This is a genomic window from Legionella longbeachae (assembly GCF_004283175.1).
Lineage (GTDB): Bacteria > Pseudomonadota > Gammaproteobacteria > Legionellales > Legionellaceae > Legionella > Legionella longbeachae.
Window position 1 is genome coordinate 23133 of sequence record NZ_RXNW01000017.1, and the last position, 22053, is coordinate 45185.

Sequence of the window (22053 nt, forward strand, 5' to 3'; positions counted from 1 at the left end):
AAAGGATACAGAAGAATGGCAAACAGGGCTCATGTCGGGATGATCGTGTGGCGGCTTATACACCGCCCGGCTTATTGATATATTGCCACAACAACTTGATGATGATTATCCTTGGTCACCAGATCTTCTAGTTGCGATTTGAGATTTATAAAGTCTTTTGACCTTACTTGATATAATTCAGTAATGGCATCCAAATCGCGGGTAGCAACTACACCAGGAGAGCCATGCGGTTCCTCAGCCGCCGCACAGCCCACAGATGCCTTAAATATTGCAAATTCAATACCCAGCTTGAAATCAACACTGAACCAATTTTCCTCCTTGCTGGTAATCCAATTATAAAATTGTTTTGACAATTTTGGTTGTGAGCTGAATTCAGGTACAAGATAAAAATTTTCATCAGCGCAGTATTCATAAACAACATGAATAGGCAGTAGCTTTTGTGCGCCACCAACTCCTTCTATCCATTGAGACTTTGCGTCATCCCAATTTATAGCCCCTGGTGCGTTTACCAATTCCACTTGCGTTTGCAGCTCTTTGATGATGGTGGTTTCGAAATCAAAATGATTTTCAGTGATGGTTTTTCCATTAAGCCTATAAGTTACCCCGTCTTTGTTCACTTTAGTGTATTGGGTAATCAAGTTTTCGAATACTTTTCCACCTTCTTCATTACGCGGTATGCATGCGATCATTTTTGTCCAAATATGTTTATCCAGAGCCCATAGTGCATATTCAAAACCACTGATGTTATCAAATGTTCGTCCAGAACAGTCTGTTACTCTACCCTTATTAAAAATTAAACGGATATCTTTTTGTAACATTGAGGTAACAATTTCATGATTACCGCACACAACATTTTGTAAAAAGTAGGATATCTTACGCATATTAATCATGGGGTTAAATAAAGTACAATGGTACATTTTTGTCTTAGCAAGGTTTATTAAACCACTGTTTGGCAAATATTGCGCCACTTCAACTAAAATTTCCTCAGGTAATTCATCAATTGATGTCAATTTGTCTTGCATACTATTCCTTTTTAATTTTGAGGTCTCTTTAAAAGATGATTATTAAAGCAATAACACCATATATTCATCAAATTAATTTTATTCATAAGTTATATCAAAAAATTTTATAACTATATACTTGGATAAGATTGCTAAAATAAGTGCATATTTGAGTACTATATTGTTATGCATCGTAGGACAATCATAGTAGTTTATTAGATGATATTTATTATAAAATCAATAAGTTATTGTTGATCTGGGTTGAATGGAAATTTTGAGTCGGTTGTTTGAACCTGTCTATGGAAACCATGTGATGGATTTCATCTGCTTATATGAAAGCAACGATGATCCCAGACTTCGCTTCAGTCATATTTTTCATTTAACCACTTGATTTGACATTAATTTTTTATTATGTAAAATCCAATTTATTTATTAGGAGCTTAAATATATGGGAAATACATCTTCTTTTGAAAATTCAATTGCAAATCAGGAGTCCTATGTAAATAAACGAATGAAAGATCCGGATATGCAACATTTAAAGCATGGTTTTTTTAGAGATGGCCATGAGAAATATAATAATCATCAGATTAAAAGTTATTTGCGGCAAGAATACAATCACACCCGTAAACCAAATGCCTATGTATTAGATAATGATCTAAACGAATCACAAAAATTTAAAACCCCTTAGAAATATACTATTTCTCATTAATTTGAAAACTGAGGCAATCAGTCAGTAAAAAAAATAATTTCTCGCGTTTGCCTCAGAAACGCTGCTTTAATCTTAAGTTGACGAAACGCGTTTTTTATGGTTAAGTTTAAGACTTCATGATTGCAAAGGATTGTGGCTATGAGATTTATTGCCTTAATGGTGTCATTCTTATTCGCCCTATCGATACATGCAGAAGAAACTGCATCCTCACCTGAATTTCTAATAAAAATAATGAATCATTGTTATGAAGATGAAAATAAGATTGGTGCTGAATTAGCGGAATGTATTTTAGATAAAATGAGAAATGTAAATAATCCCCACCAATATCATGCATTAATTAGGGATGAAAATTTCAGCAAAACCGTAGAAAGCGACTTTTCTTTAGTTATCTATGATAAATACGGAGATGTCCTTGTATGTAAAGGGATTGCTAAGGAAAAAATAGTTTTTAAAAAATGCGACAGTAAAAAAATTCCTAATTTTGATCCGAATAAATTGCCTATTGATATGGAATTTTGATTAAATATTTAAAAATGCATCAGGATATGTAAAGAGGTAGAATGCAAAGTACTTCCCTAGTTTGCTTTAGACTCGCCTCAATGGGTTGAATCTTTGCTACCAAGACCATAAAAAAATCCAGTAATTGCTGCAAGAGCGGCAGGCCGCTAGGTTTCCATACAAATGTCTTTTTTATTTAAATGAGCGCTAAGAACTTTGCAGGCGTGAGCGTCAAATTTTATGCTCGCACATTCAATCATTTTGCTTTGCTAGTGAGTCGTGTCACATTATGAAAATCTGCAATAAGAAAAACGGGATGGATAGAAAACGCTAAGGATCACCATGAATGATTTCGTCCACTATGGCATGAGCCAGAGTTGTTCTGATACCTACCCTGGGTATTAAAATTTGTATTGAATCATGCTTCGAATATAATCAATTGGGGCTCTATGGCGTAAGTTTTAATTCTTTAAAAATTAAAAGCTTATAAAGGGTTTTTATTTTCTTGGCGATAGTGCAAACTAAATGAAATCGGAATTCGCACACACTAAAGGGACAGAGTCAACGTGAAACGGAATAAATGGATGTTATGTAAAAGTATATTTTATACTCAATCGCTGTTGAAGTTTCAACAATGGACAAGCAATAGACTTTCTATAATAGGAATTTTCTTCGTTGGAATTTTTACCCCCTTGACAATGAACGCTCAAACATCTCCTTATATCCGGCTGACTATAGGAGAACTATTTACCCAAACAGGCCAAAACAAAACCATAGCTTTTGATCCCTCCTACTGGAAGACCCTCGTTACAAATCGCGATTCAGTTTCAGAGATATATGGTGGTATATCTGCAGGATTACGTATCCCTTTTAATTCAATTTGGGCAGTTGAGATCGGGGCGGGATACTATCAGGCAGCAAGCTTCAAGCAAGAAGGAAAAATATATCAGTACAATAGCCCAGATTTTTACAATTTAAATTATGATTATAAAATACAAATTCGGCGATTGATGTTTGAAGGCAAACTTTTAACAACATTCAATACTATTTATCATCCATATATTTCAGCCGGGATTGGTGCTAGCCGTAATCGAGGCTACAACTATCAAGAAATACCGGTTGAGCCTTATGCTGTACCTGATCCTTCATTTGCGAATCGAACACAGACCAATTTTTCATATTCTGCAGGCGTTGGCCTAGATATCGAAGTGACTAAAAATTGGCGAATAGGTGCTGGCTATGAATACAGCAACTTAGGCCCGACAAAACTGGGGCGATCACCGGTTCAAATGACTTCACAACAAGTTAGCTCTGGAACGATCAATACCAATCAGGTTCTGGCACAAGTGAGCTACACCATCTAATTTTGGAAACGATAGATAAAGGAATACGATGCGCAACAAAGTGAATAAAGAACAATTTGTTCTAGCAGCAGGCATATATTTATTATCCTCGGTAGCTATTGCTCTACCGTTAGTAACCATTACTCCACAAGATTATACTTATCATGATCAAGCCGTCGCTCGTGGAACCAGTTTAACTGTCCCTTACACCATAACGAATAATACCCCAGCCACCTTATATCAGGTTAGGGCAAGTGATTTACCAAAAGGAGTGATTTCTTCAGTTTGTCCTACACTTATTTCTGGTAGCAGTTGTACCTTGAATTTGACCATCCCTGCGAGTCTGACTAAGGAGCATAAAGAGATTCGGTCGCGTTTCAAAGTCTGCGTCAGGAAGAACGAAGGTTGCACCTTGGTAAGTCCAGCCAACCAATTAGATATAAACATTTTGAATAATAATACATTTATTGCTATTTCCGATATGCATGTAGATTATTTTAAGGCTCCACCTATTACTTACGGGAATGATACTGATCTTACGTTATGGAATAGCACTTTAGCTAAAATCACATCACTAATCAACGAACAATCACCTGCATTTATTGTATTTACAGGTGATGTACCGGCACATGGCCCATGGCCTAACGTCAACCCTAACCAGGCAAAAGATATTATGACCGTACTGACAGGTCTTAGCGGTCTTCCAGCCATTAGTGCAAATAATTTACCGGTATTTTATGCATTTGGTAACAACGATTCCCTTGTAAGCGATTATGGTGAGTTTTTTGATGCCGTGAACAATCGCAATTTGTTTTACTTAGATCCCACGCATAATTGGCCTGCTTTAAATACTAATCCTGATTGCAGTATTTCACCAAAATTTGCATGTACATATACAACGACTTTACCTATGCCTCCTGAGCATGCCGAAGATATGGCCCATGCTCAATCACAAGGTTACTACAGTGCTTATCCTTTAGGAAGTAAGGTTCCCTTTCGCTTGATCAGTTTAAATAGTGTTATTTTTTCCCGCGACTATTTACCCCTGCAAGCCCCACCAACATCTCAATTAGCCGAAGCACAGGAAGAAATGGATTGGCTAAGCAATCAATTGGCTTTTGCCAAAGCCAATAAAGAATCGGTTTATATCATTATGCATATTCCAGTTGGTATGGATGCTTTTTATAATAGCGATTATCATGATATGTGGAACACCACATTGCATTTGAACAATGGTTTACTATTTCGTGATGCCTTCCTTGCGCTTATGACAGAATATAAGAGTACTATTCGGGCAGTGTTGAGCGGACATACTCACGAGGATGAATTACGCGCACTTTATCCAGATCAGACTTTAACGAAGATGGAAGTACTTGATGTTGGAATACCCGGAGTTACACCAAATCATTTTAACAATCCCGGTGTGCAAGTTTATTTATATGATAATACGTTCCAATTAACTGAAGCAAAGACTTATTACACCACACCCGTTCCCAGTGGTTGGAAAAGTTATTCATTTCAAAATGATTATACTTGTAAGAAAAATAGCACTCTTTTTTCCTGTGTGTCGGCAAACATTTTACCACGACTACCTGCCTGGAAACTTGAGCCCCAACCCATACCCAGTAACCCATATGAAATGAATTATCCAGTAAGAAATTCTGATTATAATCCAAGTCCTTATAGTAGCTGGGTAGCAATATTGGAAGCGATACAAGTTGTACCAATCCAATAACATTTATAACGCCATCAACGATGACGTTATTGAATAGTAGCGTCTCGGGAGAACAGTATGATTTTAGAAATAGAGAGGCTTAAAGATTGAGTTGTCATGGCTCCAAAAAACGTACCTGCAAGTACCGGGTTAACTCCGAAATGTACAAGGTAATTTTTACCACATTTTGGGCAAAACCAGCCTTGAAATTTCAATTTAATTGCCCCTATAGATTAATTGCAATACCTTGTAGGTGAGGATTAATCTTACTTATGCAGATTCAGGCCATCTTTAGGCCTGTGAATTGAGAATCCATATCATCCCATTAAGGTAGCCCGCAAATATAATCCACAAAAAATAAGGAATTAATAGTAACGTGATTCCTTTTTCTATTTTGTTAAGGTTTAAGATAATAATTGCGTTTAAACCAATTATTACTACTATCCATAAAAAACTAAATCCTATCCAATGAAGCTGAAAAAAAAGTGGTGTCCATACCCAATTCATGATGAGTTGTACTAAATAAAGATTAAGTGCCCTTCTAATTTGGGGTTTACTGCGATTTTGCCACAATATAAACCCAACAATCGCGAGAAATGCATATAAAATTATCCAAACAACAGAAAACACCCACCCAGGAGGAGTTAGAATTGACTTATAAAGCCCCTCATACCAAGAAGGAATATTTGCTCTCGTTAATAAGCCTAAGATAAATCCTATTAATTCAAACATTAAAATCCAAATAATCAATTTAATTCCGTTTTTTTTTCTCAAAATCTTCCCTCCATATTTGTGTTAGTCCCTCACGAAATGAAGGATAGTGTAAAATAACACCAAGTTTCTTTTTTATTTTTAAATTAGATACGCGGCGATTACTTAAATAGAATTCTTGTTCCCTTGGTGATAATGAAGCTTTTTCAAACGGGATTAATGGTAATGGTACCAGATTAAGTAAAGAGGCAGCGTATGCATCTACAATGTGAGATGCGACTGGTTCATCATCAGCTACATTATAGATAGACAAAGGATGTGGGTTCTTTATTGAGGCAAGAAGCACAGACACAATATCATCAACATGGATACGTGAAAATACCTGACCCTCTTTAAAAATACTGAAATTTTTCCCGGATCGAATACGTTCCAACGGGTTTCTATCTGATCCATATATTCCTGCCAGTCTGAATAGGTGTAGAGGCAACTGCTCGCCCTTTGCATAAGAAATCCATGCCTTTTCTGCCTCCCAACGTATAATTGCAGATGTGCTGTTGGGTCTACAAATACTTTCTTCATTAACCCAGTTTCCTTGGTGGTCACCATAAACACCCGTAGAAGAAAGATAGCCAATCCACTCAATATGTGTAGCATGCCGTTTAATCAACGCTGAGTAATAAGATAATACGAGATCATCCATCCCTTCTGCTGGAGGAATACTGATCAAAATATGAGTGGTTTGACTAAGGTAGAAATCAATATCAGAAGACTCAAAATCAATAAGCGTGATTGCAGGAGGATGGCTCGTTGCTTTTTTTCTTTCTTGACGCGTCGTTCCAATAACGTTAAATCCTAGTTGAATCAGTTTCTGAGCAAATCGATTGGCCGTGTAGCCGAAACCAAATATAAAAAAAGAAGGAGTCATCTGAGATCATTCCTTTTTAACTGATTGTAATAATTTAATGCCCTTGTTCTAGCTTCATGATGATCAATAATAGGTTTGGGATACTTTGTATTTAAATAAAACCGCTCACTACCAACAGACTCCCAAGGTGCGTGGATTGACTGACTGTCTAATTGAGAAAGCTCCGGAACCCAATGACGAATATAACTGCCATCAGCATCAAATTTCTGACTTTGTAATACTGGATTGAAAATACGAAAATACGGTGCTGCATCAGCACCACATCCGGCAACCCATTGCCAACTGGCACTATTATTTGCTAAATCCGCATCTACAAGAGTATCTAAAAACCAATCTGCACCTAAACGCCAATCAATGAGTAACCCTTTAGTAAGGAATGACGCAGCAATCATACGGACACGATTATGCATATAGCCGGTTGCCCATAATTCTCTCATCCCAGCATCAATTATTGGATAGCCGGTCAAACCTCTTCGCCAGTAAGATAATAACTTCTCATCATTGTGCCACGGAAATGCATCAAACTCATTCCTGAAATTCTCAGATGGAAGCTTTGGGAAATGATAAAGCAGGTAAACTGAAAACTCCCTCCATCCCAGCTCGGACAAGAAATGTTCCGCAGATGCTAAATCACAATTAGGATTAAGCTTTGCCAGTTCAATTGCCCTTAAAATTGTCCATGGACTGATTTCACCAAAATGCAAATGTGGTGATAAGCGTGATGTCGCATTTTTTATGGGAAAATCTCGATTATTTTTATAACCATTAAGATGATGCTCAATAAACTCTTTAAGTTTTTGTTGCGCCCCGCCCTCTCCAGGAATCCAATACTCACTAAATCGCGCGGCCCAATTGATGGTTGGTAATAATTTCCAATCATTAAGTAGCTCGCTTTGTACTTCAACTCCAACCGGGCGATGCTCTAAATTCATAGGACGTTGGATATTAATAAGTTGTTTACAGTGCTTCCAATAGGGTGTAAACACTTTAAAATAATCTCCGCTTTTATTTCTAATCGTCCAAGGTTCATGAAGCAAGCTTCCATTAGAACTGTGAACATCAATTCCACGTTCCAACAAAGTTGCTTTAATCCCTTTATCGCGGGAGATAGCTACGGGCTCATAACAGCGGTTCCAATAGACTGAGCTTATGGAAACAGTCTTGGCCAAGTCTAAAATAATCTCTAAGGGATCCCCCTTGCGGAGAATGAGATTTAACCCGCGTTGTGCCAGCGAGTTGCTTAAAGATGTGAGGCTATGATAAAGCCACCAAGCCTGGGCTCCTCCTAAAACACTATTTTTTTCATCATAAATATAGAGCGGAATAACAAACTGATGATGAGAACACGCCTCGATGAACGCAGGATTATCGTTCAATCTTAAATCGAACCGAAACCAGACTAATGCGGTAGTCATATAAGTCTCAAACAGGAAGAAATGGTTGAATTTATCAATTTCTCTAATAAATTCATAGAAATAAAAAGAGTTTTAAAAATAAATTGTTGATTTACTTCTCGCACCCAATCAAGTGCCTGGTATGGGGAGATATGATGTTGCTCTTTTTTGCTGATGGTATTCATAAATGCTCCAAATCCACTCTAATCTTTACCAGGCTTATTTTGAATTTCCATTACATTATTCTCTATAGTGTTACAAATATCATTGAGAGGTAAATGACTTAAATTCTCAATTGAAAAGGGGTTTTGTAGCTCGACTCCTATTCGATCTAATGAAAATAGAGCATATCCGACCAGAGCCACGATTATAGGATTTATATATGCTGAGTAATTAACCAGGGCTACAGGAAGTATAATCAAAAATAAAAGGATAAATCGACGTGATTTGATTGCCATCACAAAAGGCATAGGTGTTTTTAATATCCGTTCGCATGCGCCTTGGCAATCAAGGATTGTTTCCCGAAGCTCTTCTGCTTTCAAAAAGGAGAACTGATTTAATTTGCCACTTTCTTGCATCTGGGATAGCATCGAAGCCAGCTTTGACGAAATTAAATTAGGTTTGTGTTGCCATAGTTGCAATTGAGCATATGTATCCTTAGGCAACAAATGTTTTACTTCTTCGGTAGAGGTAACACCCCTAAGATGATTTTTCATAAGATAAGGCATTGCCGCAATTAGACCGAGAACTTTCTCTATATCGTCCCTACTCGAAGGCTCTACGTAACTTATTATAATAATAGCCAAATTTCTGCTGCAATTAACAACATTTCCCCATAGTTTTCTTGCTTCCCACCACCGATCATATCCCGCATTAACACGAAAAACCAAAATTAATCCCATAATTACCCCTGCATACTCAAATGGGCTTATAGGAAGAGACAACCATGGAATAAAAATACTTAATACAGAAACAAGACAGGCATAAACACTTACAGCCAAAACCTTCTTCCATACTCTAGGAGTAACCGAACCATGTATGGCAAGTGCACACTCCATGAAATTAGGATATTCATATTGATTTATAGTTTTTTTATTTTCTTTCATAATATCAAATAGCCCTAAATATAGATTTACGAAATTATCATAACCTGTCTGTCAAATAGCACTAATGAGCAATTGGAACCTGCTTGCCGCCTACAATTAATGGCTGCTTCGCTTAATACACATGGATTAACCAGCGACAATGCTTTAACTTTCAATAAACTCTATTGCGTTTTTTTGAAAGCTATGGATAGGGTTTTGCAAAATATCCCTAGTATCCCCTTGAATAGTTTTTTTGGATAATCTGGAGATAGGGGCATGTTAATGTAATTTCAAGAGTTAAATGATAGTTAAATAGAATCATTATGCAACAACCGAGCACATACAAATAAATATATTCTTAAAATTGTTATTTGTTTGGTCTCAAAACGTGAGGTTCCATTACTGAAGATGGTTAGCTATATAAAATTCATATTAACAGTCGATGGCACATAGCTCTAAATAATAGTAATGAGTAGCCATACTTTAGAATCATCTGGTTACTTAAAAATAATTTATCTGCGGTCTCTATAACACAAACCCATTTAATTAAGCGCACACTTGATATTTTTGTAACGCTTATTGAGTTTAATAGGCTTATCAGCTTAAGATAAACATTTAGTATTTTTAAAATAACGAAAGGTTATTACTCACCAAGTGGATTTATAATGCGATCAGAAGAAATATTAAAGGAAAAAATGCCAAATTTTTCAGATGAAGAACTGCATGCCAAAGCGAATCAGTATATATGTGAATTTAAACAACTTATCTTTCAGAATCTTCCCTCTGTAATATCACAAATTATTGAACGGGAAATTTGGAAAAACAGAAACAATGCCTATAAAAATTTTGGAGAATATGCTCTTGATAAATCATCAGACGGTCTGGGTATTACTAACAATGAAATGTTGTGGTTGTTGCGATCCGCTATGGATATAAATACTCAGCATGTAGCTCATTGGGGAGATGTTCTTAGTATGGTGGATAACTGTGCCAGAGTGTATGCAAAGGAAAATAAAATCTCTATTAAAGATTTGAATAATGACCTTAGAGAGCAGGATAATACGAATCCCAATTTGTATCAGGAAGACAACATTACATATTTGCCTTCTCGTTCAAGGTCGATTGATGGACAACTTTTGAAATTAAAAAAGAAAGATCCCCTCGCTTATGAAAATGTGATTCAAGGAAAAATCAACATAAAAGATGCTTGGGTTAAAGCCCCCAGAAAACAGCAACAACCTATTGAAACCGTTAAAAATAAATTTTTTAACTTATCTAAATCAGATCGTAAATCTTTTCTGGAATGGCTTGAACAAGAAAAAGATCACCTGGTATAAATTTTTGAATAAATTTTCATCAGTAAAAGGTCCTTTTATAGTGCAATGAAAGAATGGTTTACATTTGCCGAATAAACTAACACTAAGTGCCAAGGAGAAGGATGCAATTTGAGAATAGACAGTGGTGTAAACTAAAAAATGATCAACCTCCACTGCCCTCTAAATTATACCCTACTTGTTGAATACACAAGTAAAGCGCATAGTCCCATCACACAACTGGTATTCATTTAGAGAATAGGCCATACAACCTCTTCCCCAAAGTTGTCTAAAATTAAAGTAGAACGCATAAAAGAAAGGTTATCTATGTTGCAACTAATTTATATTAGCTCAGCAACTAAAGTGTTTACCAGTGAAGAGCTCAAAAGGCTATTGAAGCAGTCAAGATCTCGTAATTTAAAACAGGGTATTACGGGTATTTTAATTTATTCTGGGCATTCATTTATGCAGGTATTAGAGGGAAGTGAGATAGATGTGAGGGATATTTATGCGTCTATACTTACCGATCCTAGAAATACAGGAAATTTTATACTTTTTGAACAGAATACAGATAAGAGATTATTCTTACAATGGCAAATGCAACTCCGTGAATTGGAACTTAATTTATTTAATGATTTGTACGGGCTATTCTTAAATAATAAAGCCGATTTTATTCAAAAATTGATAGATATAGCGAATGATACACATCCATCTGGTAATGAATTTAATCCCAACACCCTGCCATTTTTTAAAGAAAAAGAGGTAATAGAAACGCCCTTTAAAGATGATTTTTTTAGATTTTCAACAGAAGTTGGAGCTGATGAAGTATTTTTAATGAGGGATGATTCCAGCATCGTTTATGCGAATTACTCTGCATGCCAAAAACTTGGTTATACCAATCAAGAGTTAATTGGTATGTATGTTTGGGAGTGGGATCCTCTTTTTCCAAAGGAAAGTTGGCCTGGCTTTTGGGGGGAATTTATCAAAAAAAAGCGACTTCATTTTGAGACAAAACACAAAAAGAAATCTGGGGAAATATTTCCGGTTGAAATCCATGCGCATTTGTACATTCAGGATGGGAATAATTACGCATTAGCGTTTGTTAACGATATCAGTCAAAAAAAACATATCGAGGCAGAGCTATTAAACTACAAAATAAAATTAGAAAAAATTATTGAATCAAGAAATGAGGAATTAAAAAAAACAATCAGCAAATTATCTTTGCATAAACAAATATTGGATACCCATTGCAGCGTAGCCATAACAAATGCCGATGGCACTATAACCTATGTTAATAATAAATTTTGTGAGTTATCTGGTTATTCGAAAGATGAGCTTCTTGGAGCCAACCATAGAATCCTTATCTCTAATTATCATGATAGAAAATTTTATGAAAATATGTATCAAACTATAATTAAGGGAAATATTTGGAAAGGTATTTTTTGTAATAAAGCAAAAGACGATCACTTGTATTGGATTGATACCAGTATCATTCCCAAACTGGATAAGACCGGGAAGCCTTTTGAATACTACTCAGTATGTACTGACATTACTGCTAGAAAACTCGTAGAATTAACGTTGGAAAATAAGGAAAAGCAATTCAGAACCATTTTGGAATTAGCAGGGGATGGTATACATATTCTTGATAAAGATGGCTTTGTTATAGAGTGTAGTGAATCATTTGCTAAATCTTTAGGGTATACAAAAGAAGAAGCACTAAAGTTAAATGTGCTGGATTGGGACGCAAAAATTCCTAAAGATCAATTATTCAATATTCTTAGGCGCTTATTAGATTCTGCTGAGGTATTTGAAACCAGACATAAACGAAAAAATGGTTCTGTTTTTGATGTTGAAATCAATGCTAAAGGAATTGTTCTTGGTGGACAACATTATGTCTATGCCTCTTCTAGAGATATCACTGAAAGATTAAAAACTCAAAGAAAAATTGTAAAAATGGCTAATTTTGATCAGTTAACTGGATTAGCGAATAGACATAAATTACTGGAAACTTTCGAAAATTACTTACAAATCGCTCGAAGAGATCAAAAAAAGATAATACTCATTTTAGCGGATATGGATAGTTTCAAACATATTAATGATACCTATGGCCATTTAGCTGGAGATGCGGCATTAAAGCATGTCGCTGAAAAATTGAAAAAGAAATGTCGACCCTATGACATAGCAGCCAGAATTGGGGGAGACGAATTTGCAGTTCTTATATTTAACGCTGAATTATCGGTGGGTATCCGTTATATAGAACAGGTTTGTTCAAAAATAAAAAATACCTTCTTAATCCATGAACATCCCCTTTTATTAAATTTAAGTATAGGTGTTGCGATGTTTCCGGATCATGCTCAATCAATAGACGAATTATTTAGAAAAGCTGATTTAGCTCTTTATCAATCCAAAAAAGATAGTAAAGTCAGGTATTGTGTATTCAGAGATTATGATTAATTTTGGGATTGTAGATAAATTTGTGTAACTGTCTATCATAACAACCTTAAAGAATAAGAATAAACAGTAATGAACATAACTTGTTTAAGTAAGATAAATGATTAATCCAATACATAAAATTAAGTGTCAGTTAGTCAATTTCACTTGATCACTTTCATTTTGAGTTAGATCAGATTCCTTTTCTTTCTCACTTAACTTAGTAGATGGTATCTCTGGTAAAGACGTTTTACTCACAGTCATTGAGTGAGAAGGACTTGGCGGCGACATCATCGCGCTAACGTCAGGTGATTTAATCGTTGTCTTATCATAGGCTACTCCACTATCGAGCTGGCTCACAAGGTGAGCATAGCCTCCTTCTGGAAAAGGCTTTTTGGTTCGGAGATCAATGAGTTCACCATTATCAAAGCTTGCGATTGGAATACCTTTATCAAAAATTTTGCCACCAGGTGCATTTTTGGCCAGCTGTCGAACAAAATCCTCTTCAGCCAGTGGATCTTTGAAACATAAAAGATTCGTGCCATCTGGATCTCTTACTATTTTATTTTCATTTTCTTTAAAATCTGGATTATTCTCTTTGTATTTTTTAAGCCATTCCTTATAAATTTTTAGAGCAAAACTCTCCTCTTGTTCAGGACCCTTATCATCATCAAGCTCCAAAACTCTTGTAGATTCTTCCTCTCCTGGCTTTGCTTGTTTTTGCTGAGCTAGCTCAGTTGCTCTAGTTTGTTCAGCAGCCTCACGCTCCATTTTCTCTCGCGCTTTTCTTTGCTCTTCAGTTTCAGGCATTTTTAAGTCCAAATTATGAATATATTATAATTATAAACCAAAAAAAGCGCGGTTGAGCCCTCTAACAGAGCCTACTAGGCACAATCCCTGAAAGACTTGCAAACAATATTGTGCCTATAAGCGTTATTAACGGATGTTTTTGGTTTCTTAATGACCGCGGGTCGTCTATGTCTGAAAAGTATTTCAGTGCTCCATACCTAAATGAAGGCTCCTCTTATCATAATTGAGTCTAATATCTATGATTTACAACGACTTTTAAAGAATTATTTTTTCATGCGTAGACCCTGCGCGTTACATGAACATGTATTGTATTATTATCAAAATTTGTGGAAAATAAAATCTACAATCCCCAATTAAGATTTAGCTTATACCTGAAGTAAATCAGATAGTAAGAGTATGCATGTTTTAAATGGGTAGATGTATGATTACTTTTAATCCAGTGTGATTTTTAAAAGAAATGCTGCCTCCATATATTTCCATTAATTTCTTACACATTCTAAAACCTGTGCCAATACTGAAAGTTTTTGAAGTGAAGAATGGCTTTTTCTAATCCGACCATCACCTCATTTTTATCACATCTCATTACCTATAAAACTCATCACTGGAGAATTTGATTGCAGTGTATAGAGATTGTCAAAATCATTCGGAGATGGTTCGCAAATAATTAGTCTTGTAGTTGTTAAAAATGGGGGCATTTAATTTTGATAACCCTTCACGGATCAACTTAAATCCCTAACAGTCTTTAATTTTGACTACTTATTGAGGATATATGACTTAGTAGCTAAATCAATCCTTAGTTTTCGGCAAGCGAGCGTGACTAAAGACAGAGCTGCTGTTTAGCCTATAGCCTCAATGATTTTAGGAGGCGAGTTATTGATAAACAGCACCACTGTCAAACAAGCCTTTAGACCCTGGCGGCCACACGAACAAAGTGCGGGCAAATCCCCTATGAGTTATGGGGCAGGTCAAGGGACTATCGGGTGATTATAGTCCTTCGAAAATCTGCAGTCATTTAGGGATTAGTCCAATCCAAATCAGGAAAAAATTATTATCTGTTCAGAATACTAGCCTGCAGTTTGTTGAGGTAAAAGGGAAACCTACAGAGCTCGATTCAGAGTTTCTATCGAATAGCAATGCGCTTTGTAGTGTTGAACCCGGTTTTTCGGGGAAAGATCAGATTATTGAAAAAGAGTGACTAATGCATCAATTTTAAAAAGGTGATTAATTTGCGCTTTTTTTAAGCAAGTTGGTGGCTCACATTTTCTATTGTCTCAGGTTTAATGGATTAGACTTTTATAGATTTTTTTAACTTGCATAATTATTATAAAAATGTATATCATTTAACTGCTATTTGAAAACTAGCTCTTCAAACTTTTAACTAACAGCTCTAATCTTTTAACTCTTAATAGAAAAGGACCTAAGAGATGAAAAAATTTCTACTTGCCGTACCATTATCCTTTGTATCCATGGTGTCCAATGCCGGCCTTTCTTTACTTGATAATGTTGTGCTCATTTATAGCGGTCCTGCTACAAAAAATACTCACAAGCTTCCTGAAATTTTTAAAAGTGTTTGTGCTCAAACTCCTACGGGGGCATGTACGCCAACAACTACGATACCTATGACAAATGCAAAAACAGGAAGGTTTGTCGGAGAAATTCATGTTTGGACAAAAGATGGCACAACTGGTTCTTTTGGAACCAGTTGCTTTACGGAACTCATTGAATATAAGTTAATAGGTGGTTCTATTTATACTATAGGGAAAACAAATGGAACCTGCGGTGCTGCTGTTGATCCCAGTTTAGTACCTGTCCCTTCCTCCGGTCCCAGTGATCCTATTGTGCTTGTTGGTGGTGGTTCCGGTAAAATCGTTGATGCAAACGGATTCTATTTTTATTTGAGGGATGGAAAATATGTTGATCGAACGTATGTAGGTCTTGGTGTAGGTGCTAATGGAGTACCTGAAATTAAGAATTATAGTGGTTTGTATTTTCAATTAATGCCAAAGTTCAGAAAGATTTCTGATAATCCTGCATCATAGACAATGACCTTATCCCATATGCACCTTCTGGAGCTATATGGGATATTGGTGGTGCTTTCTGTATAGCGGGAAAAGCAGCACAGTTTTGAATTAATGACCGCGCCCCTTTTTCTGCTACCTGCAAAGCATGTTTAAAACAGGACATACGAATAAAACCGTTTTAATGGATACCTAGTATGCACTCCCTGTTTAAAGGTTAATGTTACTCTATCTCGTAAATCTTGACTGTAAGCTTTCATCGTCACAAAAGTCCGAAATTATTTAATCGAGTAAACTATTTTAATCGTTCCTGGATTTTTAGATGTTCGGAATAATCGAGGATTTTTCGAATTTGAAGGGTTGACCTTGGTTATTGCATATTCATGAGTTAGTAGGATGATTCAATGATCGGAATATTTTTGTTTTGCTAAGTTATATCCTTCTTCAAAAGCACTAAGATACAACTGTAGCTCTTCTTAAAACGAGGAAAATTCTGGACTGACATTACCAGTAAAGTTTGAAAAATTAAAGCTTAAGATAAGATTTTTCATAAAATTCAACTACACTAAAAATAAAATTATTCATACGATTTGACTCAGAGTTGATCATTTTCCATGAAAATGATTAAAAAATTAGTAAAAGATAAACTAAAGCAAGAAATTTAGAAGGCAACCGAATACCCTTTACCCTAAAATGATATATGAAACAATTAATTATCAAGAGCTATATTGTTAAGTTAATCAATTAGGAATATGTGCAAATTAATAATTAATCGCAAAACTAATAATCCTGGCGATGAAAAGACATGGCCATATAATACCTCTTAAGAAAGCAGGGTTTAAAACCTTGAAAATTTTATCTTTGTAGACCTGCACAGCATATTTTTCAACTAATAGTATTTATTATTCATTGTTTTATTTGTGTTCATATTTTCTTAATAATTTGTTGATAGAATCTCGTAAATTTTTTCATCTGAAAATGAGGATTTATGATTACCGAAGAAGAAGTGCTAATTGAAAAAACGAAAACCATTTCTCTTGCAACCAGCAAAAAAAAGAAAACCGTTTCATGGAATGACAATGAAAGTGAGGGGAAAATTAGAGAAGAATATCTTAATGTTTCTGAAAGTGCCAGTCCATCTAAAAAAATTCTAAATGCTCAAATGAAGCAATTAGTTGAACAAGAGGGATATTCGGAACTTGAGGCTGCAGCGTTTGTCGGGAAGCCACAAACACTCAGTGGAGACGTAATTCTTAATGAACCAACTTTTTATGCTTCTCAGGAAGAAATAAAGGATCAAGTTGCTGAAAAGAAAGAATTTAAGAGTGCGATTGGCGGTCAAGAAACAAGAACTATGAATAGTTTCTTCAGAACCAATATGATTCACATTGGAATACCAGCCATAGATGCGCAAGAAAAAAACATTAAGAACATGAATGAAAATAAAGAAAAAAGCACTATTCAAGGGAATGAAAATATCTTCTTCGGTGTGCGACGTCCACTGATTATTGGAATGACAACATCTATGGATACCTCTGCAATTATGGCTTTAGCAAACTATAAGTATTAATTTATAGAACAGCAAGTTAACCGTCGCATCTCGACGGTTAAGCATCAAAATCAATTCTTAACCTATTAAAATTTCGCCAGAATTTAATAGAAATTATGAATATTTGTTTCTCTATGAATTCAACATCGAACCCACGTTTACTATAAGAAACTGTAAATGGATGTAATTAGGAAGGGTTCATCTACCTATTTAAATTGTTCAAATCCTTCCTTTCGAACAGGGTTAACTGCCATGTTCAAGAGAGTTACCATGTCCTTCTTCATTCTTTTCTAATTTCTGTGGAGGTGAGCCCCCCATCCTTGCCATTTCAGATTGAAAAAATCGCCCCAAGAACATCGGGGTTGATTTAAAAATGAGCATAGTTACAAAACGATCAGTAATAATATTCTTATTGGTTTGTTCATCATAATACATAAAACTCATATTGGATATTTGATAAGTTTTACCTGTATCAATAGGAGTAATTTGTGTGATATCTATAGGTGGGTTTGAAATATATGCGACAAGCGCATGAGGCCATGCCGTTTTAAATTCTACTTCAGGAGCTACTTTTTCAACTATTAGCTTTATCTCTTTTCGTAGGATTTCTAACTGCCCTGTTTTCTCTTCAAAATCAGCATGAACCGCTGTTTTTGTCCAATTGGCAGAAAAACCTATTATCTCTAATTCTAAACTCTGAAATTGAGTAATTATGTGAGCAATATAAGGTAATATTTTTTCATATGTTTCATCTGCAATCGGAGTGTCTTCAGAGTATTTATTTTCTAACCAACCAATTGTCATATGCCATTTGCTTCGTTCTGTTGGTTTTAATCCGCTAATAGACAAACCATCCAGATGTTGATAAATATCATCACCTAAACTCGCGCGGTCATCCGGAGCAAGATCTTCGGGACTATTATTTAGATCAACACCGATATAGTATCGATGACCAGCTTTTTTTTTATCAAAATTATGCATTTTTGTGATCACTATTTCCTCATTAGGTTCAATTAATAACAATACGAGTGCTTGTATTTACATCCTAAAGTCCTAGTAAAAGTAAGTCTCTTTTTATTTGATTAATGACTTGACTGATTCGGAAGGTCTTTCATGATCGATGTAGTAAACCCAACAAAATCTGCTAATAAAAATTTATCAAAAGTTCCCGGCACCAAGTACTGTCAGGCAAATAATTTCAGATCCTTTGAAGAATAGTTAACACAATACTATTGTAGTTATTTTAAATTGCAAAAACACATCCTGATTTGTCATCCGACATCCCATGATATTATAGATCCACGTTTTGAGCAAAATATGTATGGTTTGTGCTCATAACTCCTCGGAGAGTGAAGTTTTTAGATTATAAAGTAAATTATACACTTGCGAACTATCCCATTGAACGACATAATTTGCTTTTGTTTCATTTGAAGGGTTAATAATGGAATTTTTGAGTCAATATGGTATGTTCCTTTTAAAGTCTATAACTATAGTTATTGCAATTTTGGTAGTGTTCGCTGGTTTTTTTTCTATTAGCCGCAAACCGAAACATAAGTTAGAAATCACCTCTTTGAATGAACATTATGATCACATTGCATCCATGATGAATAAAGAGATTCTTGGTAAAAAAATCCCAAAGAAAAAAAAGCATAAAAATGAAGAGCAACCTACTTTATATGTTATTGATTTTCATGGAGATATCAAGGCATCACAAGTAGAGCAACTTCGTGAAGAAATTAATGCGCTACTTTGTACTGCAACACCTCGAGATGAAGTTCTAGTTCGATTGGATAGCCCAGGTGGTATAGTGAATAGTTATGGCCTAGCTGCTTCACAATTACAACGTATACGCGATAGAAATATTCCTCTGACCGTAAGTATTGATAAAATGGCAGCAAGCGGTGGTTATCTCATGGCCTGCGTTGCAAATCAAGTTATTGCGGCTCCTTTTGCAATTATTGGGTCTATAGGGGTTGTGGCACAAATACCCAATTTTCATCGTTGGCTTAAAAAACATGATATCGATGTAGAACTATTAACAGCCGGGGAATACAAGCGAACATTAACGCTTTTCGGAGAAAACACGGAAAAAGGCAGAGAAAAAGCTCAGGATGACTTAGAAAAGATACATGCAGCATTTAGAAATTACGTCGCTGCTAATCGTGATCAATTGGATATTGATAAAGTATCAACTGGTGAGCATTGGTTGGCAAAGGATGCTTTTGATCTAAAACTCATTGATAAGTTATGTACAAGTGATGATTATCTCTTAGAGAAAATCTCATCCTATAAAGCATTTAAACTTACTGTGCCCCCAAAAACATTTCTGGCAAATAAACTCCTTAAACCAGTAATGCGACTCATGCATCCTTGGGGATAAGCAACGATTACAAAGTTTTTAAAATTCAGGAAATTAACACAGTAATTGATTGAACTGATGAAATTAGGATAATGGTATATAATTAACTTATATTATAGAGTGGAGTGAGTTATGAGTGACTTTAAATCAAAATTACCTGATCTCAAGGAATTAGCTTCAATGACAAGCAAATTATATACGGACATCAAAAAAAGTGTAGGGGAGATTGTCCAATCTTATAAAGAAAATAGATCACAGCAAGAAGGAGAAAGTGAACAAGTAAAGACTCCCCCTACTAAAGAAGAAGCAAAAACTGAAAGTAAACCGGTTCAAGAAGAAACACCTAAACCAGAAGAAAAGGCTGTCGAGACACCAATAAAGGATGATAGTCAAAAATAATAAATTATATTATTTCTAATTAAACATCTTATCGCTGGGTTGCTTTGCAAGGTAATGCCTGGTTAAGCCTGGATTTATTTGTTTATCCAGGCTATACAAATATTACACAAACTACTAATACCTTACTCTTCTATCATCTCATAAATGATTATGAGCTCAAACAATGTTGTCAAACTTACGAATATAGTATAGATATAATTTTCGTCTAAAGAGATATCGTCGCTTTCCGCAAATCATATCGGTAAAATTTGTTTAAGTTGGTGTCTGTGATAAAGAAGGATGGCACGCTTTCACATATCCATGGATCAGACATAATGAGTCAGGTTTGCAAACTCACTCAGGTCGAGTAAGGCCATATTTTCTCATTTTTTCTACTAACGTGGTACGCCGCATATTCAGATAATTTGCAGCATGAGAAACTACCCAATCAGATTCATTTAATGCCTGACTAATAAGGGCTAACTCAGTTTTGACTAGATGCTCCTTTAAATCGATGCCTTCCGAACTTGATACCGTTCCTTGGCTTATTACCCGCAATAAAGCTTCTCGTTCAGACTCGGGCGTGTCTGAATCAAAATAGGTTTTATATTCACTACGTATCTTTTGTGGTAGATCTTCTTTATTCAAAATACCTTTAGGATACAAAATTGTCAATCGCTCCACTAAATTGGCCAGTTCTCTGATATTACCAGGCCAACTGTACTCTGACAAAGCCGCCATTGCATCTGGCATTAGATGAACAATTGGTCTGTTTTCACTTTCAATACGTGCAATCAGTTCGTTAAATATAAGTGGAATATCTTCCGCCCTTTCTCTTAATGGCGGCATTTCAATAGGAAAAACATTCAGCCTATAAAATAAATCTTCTCTAAATTTTCCTTCTTTGATAGCTTCTTCCAAGTTTCTATGAGTTGCGGCTATAATTCTTACATTCACATCAATACTCTTATTAGAGCCAACCCGTTCAAAACAGCGCTCTTGCAATACACGCAACAATTTAACTTGCATGGGTAAAGGCATATCACCTATTTCATCTAGAAATAAAGTACCGCTATTTGCTAACTCAAATCTTCCTTGCCTCGTAGTAATAGCACCTGTAAACGCACCTTTTTCATGACCAAATAACTCACTTTCAAGGAGCTCCCCAGGAATAGCGCCACAATTAATGGGTATAAAGGGCTTGTTTGCTCTTGATGAAAATGCATGTATATTGCGTGCTACTACTTCTTTTCCTGTCCCTGACTCTCCTAGAACCAAGACACTGGCTTCCGTATCTGCTACTTGTTCTATTAGCCTGCGTACAGTGCGAATACTTGTGCTATTCCCAACCAAGCTTCGAAATATTGGATTTCTATGACTACCGATAGTTATAGACTTTACTGTTTCTTGGGCAATTTTACATTGGTGTAATGCTTCCATTATTTGCACATAACTAAATGGAAAGGGTTGGCAGGAGACGACATTTCGCAAAATACATTGTGTATCATTTAATTGCTGGCCAATAACTATGATTGGAGTTTTTAGAAATTTATTTACTAAAGCATCTAGTTCATGCAGAGTTTCCTCAAGTGATTCGCTGGCACCAAGAACAATTACATCTGGATTCGACTCAGCAAATACCTGCCATTTTCCATAAATGCTAACTTCAGTTAATTCACCGATAAAGTCAAGTATAGTGCGTAATTTTTCACCACGACTTTGGTTATTATCAATGATATAAACTTTGTCACTAATACTCATACACTTATCCTAAGCTTACTTTTAAATCCTCTCTCTTTCTCTTATAATTAATATA

General features: G+C 35.6%; 19 protein-coding genes. 10 read left to right on the forward strand and 9 right to left on the reverse strand.

The genetic code is table 11. From position 1 onward, the window contains the following. Nucleotides 1-71 precede the first annotated feature (71 nt). The gene (locus EKG34_RS15535; protein ID WP_003636778.1) at nucleotides 72-1022 is read right to left on the reverse strand and encodes an F-box protein; all 951 of its coding nucleotides are present in this window, start codon (nucleotides 1020-1022) and stop codon (nucleotides 72-74) included. 427 nt (nucleotides 1023-1449) lie between these two features. Here EKG34_RS15535 and EKG34_RS15540 point away from each other — a divergent pair, with 427 nt between their 5' ends. From EKG34_RS15540 to EKG34_RS15555, 4 genes are all read left to right on the forward strand, one after another. Continuing rightward, nucleotides 1450-1689, forward strand: a complete 240-nt coding sequence (locus EKG34_RS15540) for a hypothetical protein (protein ID WP_003636776.1) — start codon at nucleotides 1450-1452, stop codon at nucleotides 1687-1689. A gap of 159 nt (nucleotides 1690-1848) precedes the next feature. Further along, a complete protein-coding gene (locus EKG34_RS15545; RefSeq protein ID WP_003636774.1) occupies nucleotides 1849-2229 on the forward strand; it encodes a hypothetical protein in 381 nt (126 codons plus the stop codon). Nucleotides 2230-2774: 545 nt separating this feature from the next. Further along, complete coding sequence (locus tag EKG34_RS15550) at nucleotides 2775-3572, forward strand: outer membrane protein (protein ID WP_125461267.1); 798 nt, start codon at nucleotides 2775-2777, stop codon at nucleotides 3570-3572. A gap of 28 nt (nucleotides 3573-3600) precedes the next feature. After that, nucleotides 3601-5286: a metallophosphoesterase gene (locus EKG34_RS15555; RefSeq protein ID WP_003636772.1), complete on the forward strand. Its 1686-nt coding sequence runs from the start codon at nucleotides 3601-3603 to the stop codon at nucleotides 5284-5286. A gap of 270 nt (nucleotides 5287-5556) precedes the next feature. Here EKG34_RS15555 and EKG34_RS15560 read toward each other — a convergent pair whose 3' ends face one another. From EKG34_RS15560 to EKG34_RS15575, 5 genes are read right to left on the reverse strand one after another with little or no spacing between them, the layout of a single operon-like run. Beyond that, a complete protein-coding gene (locus tag EKG34_RS15560; protein WP_012979228.1) occupies nucleotides 5557-6039 on the reverse strand; it encodes a TspO/MBR family protein in 483 nt (160 codons plus the stop codon). After that, nucleotides 6017-6901: an SDR family oxidoreductase gene (locus EKG34_RS15565; RefSeq protein ID WP_003636770.1), complete on the reverse strand. Its 885-nt coding sequence runs from the start codon at nucleotides 6899-6901 to the stop codon at nucleotides 6017-6019. The genes EKG34_RS15560 and EKG34_RS15565 overlap by 23 nt, the downstream gene beginning before the upstream one ends. Further along, on the reverse strand, nucleotides 6898-8316 hold the full coding sequence (locus EKG34_RS15570) for a cryptochrome/photolyase family protein (RefSeq protein WP_003636769.1): 1419 nt from the start codon (nucleotides 8314-8316) through the stop codon (nucleotides 6898-6900). Before EKG34_RS15570 ends, EKG34_RS15565 begins: the two co-directional genes overlap by 4 nt. After that, nucleotides 8313-8480: a hypothetical protein gene (locus tag EKG34_RS18305; protein ID WP_003636768.1), complete on the reverse strand. Its 168-nt coding sequence runs from the start codon at nucleotides 8478-8480 to the stop codon at nucleotides 8313-8315. Before EKG34_RS18305 ends, EKG34_RS15570 begins: the two co-directional genes overlap by 4 nt. Nucleotides 8481-8498: 18 nt before the next feature. After that, the gene (locus tag EKG34_RS15575) at nucleotides 8499-9401 is read right to left on the reverse strand and encodes a bestrophin family protein (protein ID WP_003636767.1); all 903 of its coding nucleotides are present in this window, start codon (nucleotides 9399-9401) and stop codon (nucleotides 8499-8501) included. Between the two features lie 644 nt (nucleotides 9402-10045). Between EKG34_RS15575 and EKG34_RS15580 the strand changes: the two genes are divergently transcribed. Together EKG34_RS15580 and EKG34_RS15585 are read left to right on the forward strand one after the other, a co-directional pair. Further along, on the forward strand, nucleotides 10046-10717 hold the full coding sequence (locus tag EKG34_RS15580) for a hypothetical protein (protein ID WP_003636765.1): 672 nt from the start codon (nucleotides 10046-10048) through the stop codon (nucleotides 10715-10717). Between the two features lie 303 nt (nucleotides 10718-11020). After that, the gene (locus EKG34_RS15585) at nucleotides 11021-13147 is read left to right on the forward strand and encodes a PAS domain S-box protein (protein ID WP_012979229.1); all 2127 of its coding nucleotides are present in this window, start codon (nucleotides 11021-11023) and stop codon (nucleotides 13145-13147) included. A 126-nt stretch (nucleotides 13148-13273) separates the two neighbouring features. On the opposite strand, the gene EKG34_RS15590 is transcribed toward EKG34_RS15585, so the two are convergent. Then, a complete protein-coding gene (locus tag EKG34_RS15590) occupies nucleotides 13274-13933 on the reverse strand; it encodes a hypothetical protein (RefSeq protein ID WP_003636762.1) in 660 nt (219 codons plus the stop codon). Nucleotides 13934-15357: 1424 nt separating this feature from the next. Between EKG34_RS15590 and EKG34_RS15605 the strand changes: the two genes are divergently transcribed. Then, nucleotides 15358-15972: a hypothetical protein gene (locus EKG34_RS15605; RefSeq protein ID WP_003636760.1), complete on the forward strand. Its 615-nt coding sequence runs from the start codon at nucleotides 15358-15360 to the stop codon at nucleotides 15970-15972. Nucleotides 15973-16939: 967 nt separating this feature from the next. Further along, nucleotides 16940-17521, forward strand: coding sequence for a hypothetical protein (locus EKG34_RS15610; RefSeq protein ID WP_003636759.1), 582 nt, complete (start codon nucleotides 16940-16942; stop codon nucleotides 17519-17521). Nucleotides 17522-17743: 222 nt separating this feature from the next. Here EKG34_RS15610 and EKG34_RS15615 read toward each other — a convergent pair whose 3' ends face one another. Beyond that, a complete protein-coding gene (locus EKG34_RS15615; protein WP_125461266.1) occupies nucleotides 17744-18481 on the reverse strand; it encodes a hypothetical protein in 738 nt (245 codons plus the stop codon). Between the two features lie 460 nt (nucleotides 18482-18941). On the opposite strand from EKG34_RS15615, the gene sohB reads away from it, so the two are divergent. Both sohB and EKG34_RS15625 read left to right on the forward strand, forming a co-directional pair. Then, a complete protein-coding gene (gene sohB, locus EKG34_RS15620) occupies nucleotides 18942-19880 on the forward strand; it encodes a protease SohB (RefSeq protein ID WP_003636757.1) in 939 nt (312 codons plus the stop codon). A gap of 111 nt (nucleotides 19881-19991) precedes the next feature. Further along, nucleotides 19992-20258: a hypothetical protein gene (locus tag EKG34_RS15625; RefSeq protein ID WP_003636755.1), complete on the forward strand. Its 267-nt coding sequence runs from the start codon at nucleotides 19992-19994 to the stop codon at nucleotides 20256-20258. A gap of 333 nt (nucleotides 20259-20591) precedes the next feature. Here the strand turns inward: EKG34_RS15625 and EKG34_RS15630 are convergent, their stop codons facing one another. Then, a complete protein-coding gene (locus tag EKG34_RS15630) occupies nucleotides 20592-21998 on the reverse strand; it encodes a sigma-54 interaction domain-containing protein (RefSeq protein ID WP_003636753.1) in 1407 nt (468 codons plus the stop codon). Nucleotides 21999-22053 lie beyond the last annotated feature (55 nt).